The sequence below is a fragment of the Thiovibrio sp. Mzg5 genome (genome assembly GCF_055379285.1).
On the sequence record NZ_AP022872.1, the window covers coordinates 288,067 to 303,005 of the forward strand.

Annotated in this window: 14 protein-coding genes; 3 read left to right on the forward strand and 11 right to left on the reverse strand. The window is 55.2% G+C overall.

The features are described 5' to 3' along the window. Positions 1–144: 144 nt before the first annotated feature. The 3 genes from ACZ46D_RS01340 to ACZ46D_RS01350 form a co-directional block, all read right to left on the reverse strand. A complete protein-coding gene (locus ACZ46D_RS01340) occupies positions 145–1,497 on the reverse strand; it encodes a glycoside hydrolase family 30 protein (protein WP_464928241.1) in 1,353 nt (450 codons plus the stop codon). A 106-nt stretch (positions 1,498–1,603) separates the two neighbouring features. Further along, positions 1,604–2,380 carry an AMP nucleosidase gene (locus ACZ46D_RS01345; RefSeq protein ID WP_464928242.1) on the reverse strand — a complete coding sequence of 259 codons (777 nt, stop codon included), beginning with the start codon at positions 2,378–2,380 and terminating at the stop codon, positions 1,604–1,606. 15 nt (positions 2,381–2,395) lie between these two features. After that, positions 2,396–3,694, reverse strand: a complete 1,299-nt coding sequence (locus ACZ46D_RS01350; RefSeq protein ID WP_464928243.1) for an adenylosuccinate synthase — start codon at positions 3,692–3,694, stop codon at positions 2,396–2,398. A 235-nt stretch (positions 3,695–3,929) separates the two neighbouring features. On the opposite strand from ACZ46D_RS01350, the gene tatB reads away from it, so the two are divergent. The 3 genes from tatB (at position 3,930) to ACZ46D_RS01365 (ending at position 5,541) form a co-directional block, all read left to right on the forward strand. After that, positions 3,930–4,298 (forward strand): Sec-independent protein translocase protein TatB, encoded by a 369-nt coding sequence (tatB, locus tag ACZ46D_RS01355; RefSeq protein WP_464928244.1) that lies wholly within the window; start codon positions 3,930–3,932, stop codon positions 4,296–4,298. Then, positions 4,295–5,023, forward strand: coding sequence for a twin-arginine translocase subunit TatC (gene tatC, locus ACZ46D_RS01360; protein ID WP_464928245.1), 729 nt, complete (start codon positions 4,295–4,297; stop codon positions 5,021–5,023). The genes tatB and tatC overlap by 4 nt, the downstream gene beginning before the upstream one ends. 203 nt (positions 5,024–5,226) lie before the next feature. Beyond that, complete coding sequence (locus tag ACZ46D_RS01365; RefSeq protein WP_464928246.1) at positions 5,227–5,541, forward strand: monooxygenase; 315 nt, start codon at positions 5,227–5,229, stop codon at positions 5,539–5,541. A gap of 254 nt (positions 5,542–5,795) precedes the next feature. On the opposite strand, the gene ACZ46D_RS01370 is transcribed toward ACZ46D_RS01365, so the two are convergent. The 8 genes from ACZ46D_RS01370 to ACZ46D_RS01405 form a co-directional block, all read right to left on the reverse strand. Next, a complete protein-coding gene (locus tag ACZ46D_RS01370) occupies positions 5,796–6,779 on the reverse strand; it encodes an IS110 family RNA-guided transposase (protein WP_464926747.1) in 984 nt (327 codons plus the stop codon). A gap of 288 nt (positions 6,780–7,067) precedes the next feature. Next, positions 7,068–8,237 (reverse strand): Gfo/Idh/MocA family protein, encoded by a 1,170-nt coding sequence (locus ACZ46D_RS01375; protein ID WP_464928247.1) that lies wholly within the window; start codon positions 8,235–8,237, stop codon positions 7,068–7,070. 102 nt (positions 8,238–8,339) lie between these two features. Continuing rightward, positions 8,340–8,867: a hypothetical protein gene (locus tag ACZ46D_RS01380; RefSeq protein WP_464928248.1), complete on the reverse strand. Its 528-nt coding sequence runs from the start codon at positions 8,865–8,867 to the stop codon at positions 8,340–8,342. A gap of 43 nt (positions 8,868–8,910) precedes the next feature. Then, positions 8,911–9,888 carry a hypothetical protein gene (locus ACZ46D_RS01385; protein WP_464928249.1) on the reverse strand — a complete coding sequence of 326 codons (978 nt, stop codon included), beginning with the start codon at positions 9,886–9,888 and terminating at the stop codon, positions 8,911–8,913. Between the two features lie 84 nt (positions 9,889–9,972). Continuing rightward, the gene (locus ACZ46D_RS01390) at positions 9,973–10,353 is read right to left on the reverse strand and encodes a hypothetical protein (RefSeq protein ID WP_464928250.1); all 381 of its coding nucleotides are present in this window, start codon (positions 10,351–10,353) and stop codon (positions 9,973–9,975) included. 303 nt (positions 10,354–10,656) lie between these two features. Then, positions 10,657–11,622: a Fic family protein gene (locus tag ACZ46D_RS01395; RefSeq protein ID WP_464928251.1), complete on the reverse strand. Its 966-nt coding sequence runs from the start codon at positions 11,620–11,622 to the stop codon at positions 10,657–10,659. 187 nt (positions 11,623–11,809) lie between these two features. Beyond that, on the reverse strand, positions 11,810–13,405 hold the full coding sequence (gene hisF / locus ACZ46D_RS01400) for an imidazole glycerol phosphate synthase subunit HisF (protein ID WP_464928252.1): 1,596 nt from the start codon (positions 13,403–13,405) through the stop codon (positions 11,810–11,812). Between the two features lie 519 nt (positions 13,406–13,924). Beyond that, a complete protein-coding gene (locus ACZ46D_RS01405; protein ID WP_464928253.1) occupies positions 13,925–14,932 on the reverse strand; it encodes a radical SAM protein in 1,008 nt (335 codons plus the stop codon). Between the last annotated feature and the right edge of the window lie 7 nt (positions 14,933–14,939).

The window sequence follows — 14,939 nt, forward strand, 5'->3', positions numbered from 1 at the left end:
CATAGGGCTATAAAAAAATGTTTTTCCGGCTGGTATCGGCCAGACCCATCCGTCCAGGTCCCCCTGTCAATTCCTACAGAAAGCCTGTGACTCCGTCAACATCTTCTTGCGGGTGAGGTGAAAATCATTGCCCCGCTTTCCCGCTTATCCGCAAAAATTGTCAAACCGCAAGGTCATGATGGAATGCGGCGGGCTGATCGTGCGGGCAGCCAGATCGTGGTATTGCTGGGCAAAGGGGATCGCCTGCTCCGTGCGGTTCATGACCACGACAGCGATTTTTCCATCGGGATTGAGGAAGGCCGTTGTCTCGAGGTCATCGGTGGTGCTGGCATGCAGGATGCGTTCGGCGCCAGGGCGAATGTAACGGGAGAAATGGCCAAGATAGTAGAAGGAACTCTGATACAGGGGCAGGCCTGCCTGGGTATCCACCAGAATCGGCGCGCTGCAATAATTGCCCACATGATTGGGGCCGCCGCTCGCATCCAGCATGAGATTCCAATCCACCCAGGCCACGGTCCAGCGGTTCAGGTCATTGATGAGCGAACGCCCGTAGCGCTCACCTACGCCCCATTCGCCTGTGTGCGGGCCGCCTTCCTGACACCCTTCGCTGAAGAGCAGGTGTTTGTCCGGAAAGGCTTCGTGCACGGCGGTCAGATTGTCGAAATGATCCCCCATGTACCAGTGAAAGGCCGCGCCCCATACGTATTGTGCCGCCAGGGGGTCATCGTACACGACTCTGGCGCGATCGTAGATGGCATCACGGTTGTGGTCCCAAATCATCAGATTGAGATGGCCCAGCCCCTCTTTCTGTAAGGTTGGTCCTAAATAATCACGGATAAAATCGCGCTCTTCTTCGGCGGAGTACAGGCAGGAATCCCAAGATTGGCTGGCTTCCGGCTCATTCTGGACGGTGAGGCCCCAGAAGGGGATGCCTTCTTTTTCATATTCCCGAATGTAGCGGCAATAGTAACGCGCCCAAACATCACGGCATTCAGGGAGCAGTCGGCCGCCGCCATTCATCTGCTTATTGGTCTTCATCCACGCCGGCGGGCTCCAGGGGGAAGCGAACAACTTCAGGCCGCCGCTGAGACGCAGGGCTTCCTTAAGCATGGGCAGAATAGCGGCGCGGTCACGGGTAAGGGAAAAGTGTTCCAGGCTAAAATCGCCAGCCACTTCAGCATGGGCGTAATTCCCCAGGGCAAAATCGCAACTGTTGATATGCGTTCGCCCCATGGTATACCCCAGGCCATTGTCCGGGTCGAAGTATGCCCTCATAACCTCGGCTTGCTTTTCCGCGGGGAGTTTTTGCCAAGTAACGGCAGCCGCTTCGGTGAATGCTCCGCCAAAGCCTTCCATCTTCTGGAAGCGCTTGCGCGGATCGATGGTGATGGCGGGTAGTTCCGGTCGGGTTGCTTCAAAAACCACGGGGGGCTGTTCGCTCAGGCGGGCTGGGGTGTCTCTGGCTGTGAGCGAGATGTGGACGATATGGCGGGACATGCATTTCTCCGAAGGAGGTATCTCTCACCAAGCAATTGCGGTACAGGCGGCAAACCGCTCAGGAGGGGTGTGCGCTTGTAGGGCAAATACGCATGAGATCAGGGCGTTAACCCAGCGGGCCCCGGGTGTTCAGGCAGGCGGTCTCCATGACCTTGAGGCCCATCTGCAGGTGTTCCTGGGTATAGGTGAGAAAGATTTCCTCGGCGCTGTCCTTGCTCTTGATGCCGCCCTTTTTTAGGGGCAGGTCCGAGACCAGCATCATGGCGCCGGTGGGCACGTTGAGGGCATAGCCCACTGCGAACAGGGTGGCGATCTCCATGTCGATGGCCATGATCCGGTGTTTGCGGATGTACTGGATGAAATCGGCGTCAAATTCCCACATCCGGTAGTCGGTGGTCATCAGGATGCCCGACTTGGGCACCATCTTCAGCTCGCTGGTGATGACCTGTTCGCAGATGCGATTGACGTGGATCGAGGGCAGGGCCGGGACATCCTTGGGCAGATAGTGCGGGCTGGTGCCTTCGTCCCGGATGCTGGCGGTGGGGATGATGATGTCGCCGATCTCCAGCGCGTCATCAATGCCGCCGCACATGCCGAGCATGAGGACGCACTTGATTTCATCGAGAAAGGAGAGGCAGTGCATGACAATGCCTGCCGAGGGCGAACCGACCCCGTGGTTGATGATGCTCAGGTCGTGTTTGCGGTCGTGGACTACGCTCCAGTGTCCGCGCTGGATGGGATTGCCGGTGATGCGGGCGAAGTCGTCGATGTAGCGGTGAAAATTGCAGAGCAGGATGTGGGAGCCGAAGTCCTTGACGCTGGAGCCGGTGTAGCGCTCCAGGGTGTGCCGGGCGTAACTGTCGGGCCGCAGCTCTGTGCTCATGCCTGTTCCTTCTGGTTATTTCTGGAAGGGGTTGTTGAGGAGCATGGTCTGCTCGCGGCCCGGGCCCACGGAAAGGATGTAGGCCGGGGTCTCGGTGAACTCCTCGATGCGTTTTACATAATCGCGGGCCTTGGCCGGCAGATCGTCCACGCTGCGGGCCTGGCTGATCTCTTCGCTCCAGCCTGCGAGGTTTTCGTAGATCGGCTGCATCTTGGCAAAGGTCTTGATATTGCCGGGCATGGCGGTCAATTTCTTGCCGTCCGCCTCATAGCTGGTGGCCAGCTTCAGGGTCGGCTGGCCGCTCAAAACATCGAGCTTGGTGATGGCCAGGCCGTTGATTCCGTTTAAGCGCACCGCCTCGCGGGCAATGACGCCGTCCAGCCAGCCGCAGCGGCGCTTGCGGCCGGTGGTGGCCCCGAATTCCCCGCCTTTTTGCTGCAATTCATCTCCCGTGGCGTCAAACAGCTCGGTGGGGAAAGGCCCCTCGCCAACCCTGGTGGTGTAAGCCTTGAGGATGCCGATGACGCAGTCGATGTGGGAGGGGCCGAAGCCGCTGCCGGTGCAGGCGTTGCCCGCGATGGTGTTCGAGGAGGTGACAAAGGGGTAGGTGCCGTGGTCGATGTCCAGCTGGGTGCCCTGGGCGCCCTCAAAGAGGATGTGCTTGCCGGCCTTGCGGCCATCGTCCAGCGCCACGGAAACATTATCAATATAAGGGGCAAGCCGCTCGGCATATTGCATATATTCGTCGTATATCGCCTCGGCTTTCAGCGGCTCGCAGTTGAATTTCTTGCTGAAGAGGAAATTCTTTTCTTCCAGGTTCTCGCGGAGTTTTTCCATCAGCGACCCGGCGTCCAGGAGATCCCCGGCCTTGATGCCCTTGCGGAGGATCTTGTCGCCATAGCAGGGGCCGATGCCCCGGCCGGTGGTGCCGATCTTCTTGCCGCTGGCCAGGGCCGATTCGCTGCAGGAATCGAGGAGCCGATGGTAGGGCATGATCAGGTGGGCGCGCTCGCTGATCATCAAGCGTTGCGGATTCACCGGCAACCCGCTGGCCGCCAGTTTGTCCATCTCTTCCAGCAGAACGCCGGGGTCGAGGACCACGCCGTTGCCGATGAAACACATCTTGTTGTCGTAGAGGATGCCGGAGGGAATCAGGTGAAAGACGTACTTCTTGCCCTTCACCACCAGGGTGTGGCCGGCGTTGTTGCCGCCCTGAAAACGGACGACGAAGTCGGCGTGCTCCGTCAACAGGTCAACGATCTTGCCCTTGCCCTCATCGCCCCATTGTGTCCCGACAATTACCACATTGGCCATCTTGCTTTTCCTCCGCAATCATCCGAAAAAAGGTTATTAGTGAGCCGCGTATGGGGCTCATGTTTTTATTTTGTTGGGTGCAGCACCAGGCACCATAGCCAAAGGAAAATAAAAAGTCAATCGCGGTGAGGGGCCGCTTTTTCTCCGGGCGCGCCTGTCTTGACACCCTCGGGCAAATGCCGTAGATTGCCCACTGGATTTGAGGCGCCGACAATTTTTTCGGCAGAATGGATTTTTGCGGACCTATCGAGGCAACGGCATGTTTGGCATAGGGCTTCCCGAGTTGATCCTGATTATGGGCATCGCGCTTATTGTGGTAGGCCCGGAAAAGCTCCCGGAAATGGCGAAATCCATTGCCAAGGTAGTGCTGGATCTGAAAAAAACCGCTTCGTCCCTCAAAGAGAGTCTGCACGAGGAGATGAAAGAGGACTTGGGGCAGGACCCCTGGCAGCAGCGGCTGGGAGAGGACTACCCCAACCTGCCTTCCACGACGGTTCCCGAACCGCCGGACGCGGTGGAGGTTGATGCGGTCTCTCCGCCTGATTCCAATCCCGCCGTGATAGCCACCCAACCCGAGGCAAAAGAAGAGAAGCCCGTAGGATGACGGTACTGGCCGGACATTTTGCCGGGCATCTCCGGGAGCTGCGGAATCGGGTACTGGTCTCCTTCCTGGCCATCCTGGTGGCCACCCTCATCGCCTATGCCTTTTCCGAGCAACTCGTCCGCTTTTTGATGATCCCCTTGATCACGGGCCATCCCAATCTGGCCAAACTAGTCTACACCAACCTGACCGAGGCCTTTGTCAGCTACCTGAAGATTTCCCTGCTGGCTGGGCTGATGATCGGTTTCCCGGTCTGTTGCTATGAGTTGTGGATGTTCATTGCTCCGGGGCTGCACCGTCACGAGCGCAGGATGGCGAGAACGGTGGTCTTCTGGGCCACAGCCCTTTTTGCCGGCGGGGTGGTGTTTGCCTATTGGGTGGTGCTACCGAGGACGCTTGCTTTTTTGCTGAGCTTTGCCGACGAGCAGTTGGAGCCCTTGCTCCGCCTTGATGCCTACCTCACCTTTGTGGCCCGGACCTCGATGGCCTTCGGGCTGGCCTTTGAGGTCCCCTTTCTCATGGTCATGGTGGCCAAGGCCGGGATCGTCACCAAGGGCTATTTTGCCCGGCAGCGGAAATACTTTTATCTCGCCATCCTGGTCCTTGCCTTTCTGCTCACCGCAGGCGATATGCTGTCTGCCGCTCTGCTTGCCGTGCCGCTTTTCGGGCTGTACGAGGCAGGGATTCTCATCAGCCGCCTCTTCAAGGGGAAGGGTGGCCAGGGATGATGTTTTTCGCGGAAGCAAGGAATCTCTCCGCGGTTTTGCCAACCCAAGAAAAGAGGGAATCCCAACAACCACTCAGTGCACCGTCGTTTAACGCATTTGCTGGTTGGTAATAAAAAGGAGAACGTGTCAGAGCGTCAGCTAATCTGATAGAGATTTCGGAGGCAATTTTTTCGAGCAAGAAATGGCGAAGAAAGGAGAAGGCAATGGCGAAATTATTACAGATTGATTTTCCGTTTGAAGGGCCATTCGGTCCGCAGATGGCCCAAGCGTTTTCTGCTTTGGCGCAATCAATTACGAAGGAACCGGGGTTCATCTGGAAGATATGGACCGAAAACGAAGCGGAAAAACAGGCGGGCGGAATCTACTTGTTTGAGAACGAAGATGATGCAACGGCATATTTGGAGATGCACACAAAGCGGTTGAAAAGTTTTGGAATATCCGAAGTCAATGCGAAGATTTTCGACGTCAACGAAGAATTGTCGCATATTACTCAGGCCCTCATTCCGCCGGGGACGTAAGCGGAATGAGGGTGTTGTCTAAATGCCTGGGATGCCAATGGGGCCGGGAAGATCCGGGATACAGCAGCCTGAACAAAAAAGGGCAATGATGACGAGAAGCAGAAACACGGCTATTTGTTTCATACGGCTCCCTTGCCGAAGTGCAGTATGAGCCTCTTGCAAAAAGAGGGAAAGACCCTTCAACAGGCTCAGGGCGAACGGTAATCATCTTGAAATCATTATAGTTTCTTCCGTTCATGCTGAGATTCTATGGTTTACGTCAAGCATTTTGTAAGCCGTTCTGGGTTAAATGTCGAGCGGTAGTGATGAATAGACCAGGCGGCTCGGGCGATTTTCCGGGCGATGATCACCAACGTTGCGGTCGTACTCCAGCCTTTGCTGCGATAATGCTCATAAATAGGTTTCCAGACTTTGGTTTTGACGGCGGACATCGCGGCATTAAACAGCAGACGGCGTAATTCGCCGGGGCCGCGTTTGGACAAGCGTCTACGGCCAGCCTTGTGACCGGAGTCATTTGCTCTGGGGTCGAAACCGGTGAATGCGACGAACGCATCCGCATTGCGGAAAGGAACTCGTTCCAACGTATTGGTTAAGGCCATGCCCACCAGGGGGCCAACCCCCACAATGGTTTGCAACCGCTGTTGCGTTTCCTTGTGTTGCGGAGAACGGGCAGCAATCGTTGCCATGGCGACATCGATTTTGGCAATCAAAGCGTCGAGCTTGCACAAGACCGCCTTGAGCTCAGGGGCAAACCCGCCCAGGTTGGCCATCGTCAGCTTGAGCGTGCTCTTGATGCGGACGATCTTGGCCCGCCGCCGGATCAGATGGTCCAGCTTGCGCTGGTTGGCCGTGGGGGACGTGTAGGGACGCAGGCGAGTATGCTCTTGCGCGATGAGACGAGCGATTAGTTCGGCATCGACACGGTCGGTTTTGGCGCGGTTGCCCATGGCCTTGGCGTAGTGCCGGGTCTCCATTGGGTTAAGCAGAAATACGGTATAGCCTTGCCTATGCGCCAGATCAGCCAGCAACTCGTGATATCCGCCTGTAGACTCCAGGCCGATACGGCTGCCTGCGGGCAGGGATTTCAGCCAAGCCAGCAAAACTTCATGCTGATTGACAACACTGTGGACAGGAAAGCTTTGCGCAGCACAAGCAACGACAACGGCGTCTTTGGCAACATCCACCCCTACGTTTAGAAAGGTTTGCATGATGGTAGCCTCCAGAAGTAAAGTAATCATGCTGGGGTGGCACACACCGACGTTAGCTTGCGTTCAAATCGGCGGTCAATGCACATGCCGCTAGATTCTTCATCGACGTTTGGGGTGTGGTGGGAGATTTCTCAGTAAGTCTGTCCGCAGCGCGGCAGATGCCAGTCGAAGTCCCTCCACCCCGGCTCTTCTTCTTAGAGCTTCTCAGAAATGAGCTGTAAAAACCATACAAGCCTGTCGAAGCACAATAAACCTTTTTGCAACAGCCTCGTATCACACAATTTTTTTCACACCCACATCAGCCTTCAGGACTGCGAATCAAAGAACATACTGCGGAATCTTCAGCAATTCCCCGTTCCGCATCGCCGACTGGTGTGCGACAATGCCGGGCACCGTCAGGTTCAATGCCTGGGCAATGTCCACAAGCGGCTTGCGGTCCTGCAGTATGGACTCTATGAACTCACTCATCAGATAGCCGTGCGACCCGCCGTGGCCAGCGGGCTGAACTCCCGGCGGCAGAGGCGGCCGTTTGATCAATGGCGCCTCCTTGCCATCCATCCCTTTGAAAACACGGTCGAAAATTCCCTTCTCGGTCCAGATCCGCCCCGTTTCGTCACCGGTGCCCGGTATCTCCCAACTGACCGCCATTCTGGCCATGCCTCCTGTACTGGTGCGGAACAGCGCGATCTCGGTGCCGAACGGATTGCCGAAGCGGTTGTTCTCGGCCTGCAGGTGTGGAATGGAGCTGGGCATGCCCATGCACGACACTTCCGTGAATGAACCGCCTGTAACCCCCACGTAATAGGCATTCGTGTGGGTTGGGTACCATTGCGGCGGCAGGCCCGTACGCCATGCCCCGTACGCGGGCAGAGGTGTTCCCAGGTAATGCAGGTACTCGGCCTCGGAGTAAATCAGCCTGCCAAGCGCTCCCTTCCTGTACATCTCGCGCATGCAGTAGAGATCACCATGGAAATAGGAGGTCTCAAACATCATGTACTTCCCAGCAGAACTCCTGGCCGCAGCGAAAAGCGCCTCGGCGTCTTCCAGGGAGCCGAAAACCGCCGGCACGGCCGAGGCAACGTGCTTCCCAGCTTGGAGAGCCGCAATGGCGAGGCGCGCGTGGCTGGGCGCATCCGTGGCAATGAAAACAGCTTCGACCGCCTCGTCTCGGATAAGTTCCTCGCCCGTCCCGTACATCTTCTGACAGCGACAGGCTTTTGCCAACGCGGCGCACTGCTCGGGCACGAGATCGGCAACCGCCGTGACCGTTACATTCGGGTGATCCTGAAAAGAGAAATCCGCACCGAATCCACACACGCCATAGCCAATGATGCCCACCCGGATCTTGCGATCGGAAACCGGGGCCCACTGCTGCTCGGTGTCCTGGTCAACCAATGCCCTCTCAAATCCCTGGATCGGAGGAACAGCGTGCGTCAACCCCGAGTCATCGCCTCTTCCTGCCGTATCGTTCTCAAGCTCGTCTTGCATCGCTTTATTCCTGTTTCCTGTGTTTCGGTCAACGATAAAGATCAGTGGAAAATTGGCCGCAGGCCAAGTTTTCCGCTAACTTGCCTTGTTGGGCTTATTTCTTCAATTTATATAGGTAATTTCTAAGCGCTTTAACTCTGCTATATCGGCTAAACAATTGTCCCTTAGCAAAGAAATCATTTCTTTGTCTTTTTGAGTGCTATATTTGCCACTGCCAAAGTTTTGAATTACATATTCACATGAATTATTCCTAGCTGCCCCTGCCAAGATTCTTTTTTCTCGTTCTTTGATCAAATTATCTATTTCATTAAAACTCTTACCGTCAAAGACTCGAATCCAATAGTAAATACGGGCCGCTGAAAGAGCTTGCATTATTTTTTCAATATCATTTTTTGAAATTATGCCGCCAACAATCGAAGATGCACTTTGGTAATATTTTTTTATAACTTCATGACTGAAACTAGTTTCTTCTGTTGGAAGAACATCTGCTCTAATAATTTTTTCACTTTCCTGAAGACAACGGACTGTAAACTCCATTGCCTTGATTCTATTGTGTTTTCTTTCGAATCCGAGTAGCTTTAATGCCTTGATGACAAGGCTCGGGATTTTAATGGCTTTTGCAACTTCCATTTATTTTCTCGCTATGCTCAAGCATTGTTGGGCGTTGTTGTAGCTAGATCCACCAAATCAATTCCTTCGGCGTGTATTCGGCTCCCAGTTCAGGTGCCGGAGCCTCAGCCTTGAGAATTTTATAAAGGTCTGATGTCGCCTGCTCTGAGAAAGGATTGACCACCAAGATTTTTGGTGGGAACCCACCTCCAATGTCGTACTGTAAAGGGTGACGCAGCTCGTCGGCAAGTTGTTCTTCTCGACATGCACGGACGAATTGGTGCAACTGCCTGATGATGATGACAGCACCTACCGCGCTAAATGTAATTGGTCGGCTGTCTTTGTCCTTGTAAAAACTGTTTTCAGTGAGGAGGCCACTGCCCGGATGGAGAAGGGCTGATATTGGTTCGTATACGAAATCGTCCCACACAATAGCCAATACGCTGACAAAGTTAGGTTCCTGTTCAAACTGCTCAAACTTGGATTGGGCGCTTGCCAAAAAATCCTTTACTGGGTTGTCACGAGGGTAAGTAACTTTTTTGGGGTCTTGAAGTAGATTTGAGAGTTCTTTTTGTGACGCAAACCTAGAAGCGACTTGTTCAGCATTAGAGGAGCGTACTTCCTGGTGGGAAAAAAGCGCTGGCGCCTTTACTTCTACTGCCAGGGTCATTTCTGGGCTGCGCACTAAGACTTCTGGGTTTTTCCCGCCCTTTTGGGCAACTGGTTCTGATTCAAACGTAACCTCTTGCCCCCAATCTATGCCCGCCAAGTAGCCTACTACCAGAAGCTCGGCTAGGACTTGAAGAAGTTGCTCCCAATCAGGCAAGTTTTTTTCCCTTCCTCCGATACTTGCCAGTAAGCTGATTGTACGTTCCGCATACCCCGGAATGCGCCCTTCGCATATTAGGCAGGTATCAATGACCGAATCAGCAAGGACGTTTGGCTGCCCTCTCAAGGAGTGCTGAAAATGCCAGGCAAACCAATGCCAGTGCTGAAAAATCTTTGAGTCAGCGATAATTGCTACGAGTTCTTCTCGGGTCATTGGTCTACGTTCTAAGTGCCCAACATTAAGAGCCCAAAGGGGACGCTGGTAAGTTGTGTAACTTGTCCACCCATCTCTCCTTTCTCACTCAGCTTTTGCAATATCAATCGACGGCTTTACCGCATGAATTTTTTCACGGTGGTTTTCTTTACTTGTAATTATTTTTTGTTTTGCTTTCTCCATTGCTTCAACCAAAGTTGTGCTGCCACCAATTAGATCTTCAGCAAGTGATGAAATTTCGTTTGGATGGTGAATTTCAAAATTTTCATTATTCGCTCTCACCATTTCTTGGTCAATGCCTTCATCGTATTTAGGATCACTGAAATGAGAGTACAGCCTAAGAGCAACCTTCAGTATATCTTTATAATGTCGCTTGTCGATCTTATTGACATCAACTTCAAGCACCTTCCGTAAAATAGCTTCATAGGCGGCTTGTGCGGTTTCCTTTTTACTTTTGTTTCCCACATGATTCTCCATAACGCCAAGCTCACCGGACCGCGCCAATGAGCTTGGAGGAGTTCCGGGGACAGGATACGCAATTCAGATGCCTCCCGTAAATTGCAGAGGGGGGCACGTTGTTGATTTGCCAGCCAACCTATACCTGATTCTTGAATTCCAGTAATGACTGCACATCCTCTCCTTCCTGGAGCACCTGCCAGAAAAAGGTTTAGAAAACCCTAGCAAACCTGATCTCCGATCACAATACAGAAAAAATACGTGGAAAAGGCACAAAAAAAACCGCAACCGTTTCCCCTGTTTATGATTCATTCATTTCAGCACTTCCCAGTGGCCACCCTTGGCAGGACCGACACGACGCAACCGGCCTTTCTCTTGGAGCTTTTCTATGTTCCGCTCAATGGAACGGCTGGTGACGCCAATATGCTTGGCGAGTTCGGCAATGGTCAGCAAATTATTCTGACCCAACGCCACGACAATTTTCTCCGACGTTTTTGCCGACGTTTTCTCCGACGGTTTCGTGAGTGCCTCGGTCATGGTGTCCTGCAAGGCGTGCAGCATGAACTCGATGAACGGGGTTGAATCCGCCAGCCTGTCTGCCTCGGCCAGGGCTTGATAATAGGCGGTTTGGCGTACCCGGATCACCGACTCCACCGGCAGATAGGCCAGCATCGGTTGCCATTGGCTCAAGAGCAACGTTTGCCAGAGACGCCCCATGCGGCCGTTGCCATCGGCAAAGGGATGGATAAACTCAAACTCATAATGGAACACGCAACTGGCAATCAGGGGATGGACCGGGGCCGAGGCCAGCCAGGCCAGCAAATCCGCCACCTGCCCCGATACCCGCTCGGCAGGAGGGGCCATATGGACAAGATCGCCCTGCTCATTGTAGATGCCCACCGCACCCCTGCGGAAAGAGCCTGCCTCATCCACCAACCCGGCCATCAGCAAGCCATGCGCTGTCAAAAGGTCGGCCAGGGAATGCGGTTGCCAACGGGGTAACTGTTCATAGGCGGCAAAGGCGTTCTTCACCTCCTGAATTTCACGGGGCAACCCCAGCACCTGTTTGCCGTCCAGTACGGCGGTCACCTGCTCTATGCTCAGGGTGTTGTTTTCGATGGACAGCGAGGCTTGAATGGTGCGGATGCGGTTGTTGCGCCGTAGCTGCGGCGATAAGGCATAATCAGCGGAGACCGACCAGCGTGTGATCAGCTCGACGATCTCGGCGACCCTTTGCAGGATGGTCGGCGTGATGGTGTAGGGTGGCTGATAGGTCATGCGTTGGTCGCCTCGAGAAGTAAGGAGAGGGAGTGCCGAATTCGGATGAACACCATCAGGTTTTTGAGCGACTGATTTCCACCTGTACGACATTACTTAACAGGATATGGAACGCCAAAGAAAAAGTAAAGCGAAGTTCCGTTTTAGCTCCTGCTCATTGTCCTCGGTCCCCCATTCAAAAGGAGAGCTATCGCGTCTCAATCCCCTTTTCGCGCAGATGCGCCTTCACCGCGCTGATGGGCACTTCCTGCCGGTGGAAGATTCCCGCCGCCAGGGCCGCCTCGGCTCCGGTTTTCTCGAACACCTCGGAGAAATGCTCCACCTTGCCTGCGCCGCTTGAGGCGATGACCGGGATGGAAACCGCTGAACGCACCTGGTTGATCAGTTCCAGGTCAAAGCCCGAATTGGTGCCGTCCTTGTCGATGCAGTTCAAGAGGATCTCTCCCGCCCCCAACGCCTCGCAGGAGGTGGCAAGCTCCAGGGCGTCCACCTCGCGGCCTTCGCGGCCACCCTTGATGGTGCACTGATACCAACAGTACTCCTCGCCGTTTGGTCCGGGGAATTTGGTCTTGATGGTGTGGCGCGGGGTGTCGGCAGGAGATTTTACATAGACCCGGCGCGGATCAACGGAGATCACCACCGCCTGGTTGCCGTACACACGGGAGATCTGCTCGATGGAACTGGCCCCGGTTTTTGTGCCGGTTTTCAGGTATTCCTCGGCAATGAGCACCGCGTCGCTGCCGATGGAGATTTTGTCGGCTCCGGAGCGGAAGTATTCCGCGGCCACATCCAGGGCCGAATAATGTTTGCCGGTGGAGTCGGTGAATTCGCGGATGCCGCCGCCGATGGTGAGCGGCACAAAGACCTGCTCCGAGGTGCGCTGCAAGACCTCCAGCATGGGCTGGTCCTTCATGGGGAAGTCTCGGAAGCCGGTGATGTTCAAGAAGGTGATCTCGTCGGCGCCCTCTTCGTAGTAGCGGCGGGCCAGCTCCACCGGTTTGCCGAGGTTTCGCACCTCGCCTTGGGCTTCGCGGACATCGTACTGGTCGCCCTTGGTCACCACCAGGTCACCGTTGTCGTTGCTGCGCACATCGAGACAGGCGATGATTCGTTTGGCGAGCCGTGTTTCCGCCGGGTTTGTGGCGATCTCCATGTGGCCAGCAGCGGAAAGATCCGTGGCTTCCAAAAAGTTTTTCAGGATCGCCAGTCCGGCGGCGCCGCTTTTTTCCGGATGGAACTGGCAGGCAGCCACATTGCCCTTCTGCACCGAGCTGATGAACTCCTCGCCGTAGTTGGTGGTGGTCAGCACCCACTCCTCGTTGCCGGGTTCCATGGCGGCGCGGTAGGAGTGGACAAAGTAGAGCTTCTCCTCCGAGAAACCGGCCAGCAGCCGGGAGGGTTTTCTGATATTGATGCCGTTCCAGCCGATCTGCGGCACCGAAAGGGTTGTCTCGGCGAACCTCCGGACCTGGCCCTTGATGATCCCCAGCCCGGCCACGCCCAAGGCCTCCTCGCTTCCCTCGAACAGGGTTTGCAGCCCCAGGCAGATGCCCAAAAATGGCCGGTCGGCCCGGAGGTATGTGAGCAGGGGCTCGACAAAGCCGCATTGGTGCAAGCGCTGCATGGCGCTGCCAAAGCTGCCGACCCCAGGGAAGATCAGCTTTTCCGCAGCCAGGATATCCGCCGGAGTTTTGGCGTCGGTAACGGTGAAGCCGAGTTTTTTGATGGCGTTGCGGACGCTGCGGACATTGCCGGCCCCGTAATCCAGAAGTGTTATATTCATAGTTGTTCCCAAGAAAAAGCGGGGATGCGTCCCCAAAGCGAAACGGAAAGACGCTATATTAGACGATTAGCGGCCAGGCAACAATGGCGAATTTTCCTTGTTGTTGCCTGCGCGTAATGCTTGCGATAATGAGCGGAAAAAGGCATGATGAAAGCATGTGTTGCGCCGCTTCCAAGGCATTGCCGTTCGCCAGCTGCGGCGCGGACCTAACCTCAACCATCAGGAGCATCAATCATGAGTAAAGCCAAGGACACCCAGAAAGCAGTAAAGAAGGAACCGGCCAAGACCATGAAGGAAAAGAAGGCAGCCAAACAGGCCAAAAAAGGCGAAAAGACCAAGTTCACCCCGCAATGATAGGCAGGAGGCGGCAAGCTCTGGCAATGCCGTTGAGTATGGTATCTTTTTAAGCGGGATTAGCTCGGAGATGATTCAGCCCCTGCCAGTTACCAAGGCGGCGGGAGTTTGTAGAGGCGGTTGTGGCGAAAAGCCCGGCCGCCTTTTTTGTGTGCGGTATTGTGCCTATTTTGGCCGCATTTCCTGTTTGAGCAGGCAGCAGGAGATTCGGTGGCGCGGGCTGCCGTCCGGCAGGTATTCGAGGTTGCCGGGTTGCAGGAGTTTGTTCATCACGCACCCCTCGGGGATGTTGAGCGAGAAGAGCCTTTTTTCGGTGATCCCGCTGTTTTCAAGCAGGCAGTTGTCTTCAATGCGGAAGGTGTGCAGGGGGAAATCCTCGCACAGCGGGCAGAGGTAGACCCGGCCATTGGGGAAGATGAAGTAGTTCTCCGCCACATTGCCTGCACAGAGAAATTCCTCCCCCGGCTCCAGGAAAACCTTGGGATAGATGACATGGATTCCCCGTTGGGCCGCATCCCTGGCCACCCCTGGGATCACGGCCAGCCACTCTTCCGGTGAGACCTGCAGCCTTGCCTCCTGTTCGCTTGCCGATTTGCCGCGCAAGCCGATGACCTGGATGAAAAACCGCTTGCAGCCCAACCGCTCCAGCAGTTCGGGCATTGCCGGAAGATGCTCGATATTCAGTTGACTCACCGTGTAGATCACGCTCACCTCAAAGCCCAGACTAATGGCCTTTTGCAGGTTGTCGGTGCAGATGGCGAAAACCCCCTCCCCGCGCAGGGCATCGTTGACCGCCGGGTTCGGCCCGTCCAGGCTGAAGCTGAGCACCGCCTCCTCTGGCTTGAGCCGGTTGAGCAGATCGTGGTGCAGAAAGCCGTTTGAGTCCACGGTGATGGTTTTGTAGCCCAGGGCCCGGGCATAACGGATGCCGTGGATCAGGTCCGGGTGCAGGGTCGGCTCGCCGCCCAGGAAGATGACGTTGCTTTCCTTTTTGGGATCATAGAAAAGGGTGAGCCATTGCTCCATGGTTTCGCGGGAAACAGTCCCGGTGCCGTGCTGGGCCGGGTTGATGTAGCAATGTTTGCAGGCGAGATTGCAGGCGGTCAGGATATGGAAGAAGATATTGCGTTCGTGCGGCTTAAAATGCAGGGTCTTGGCGACAGGCTGGTTCATGTGGGGG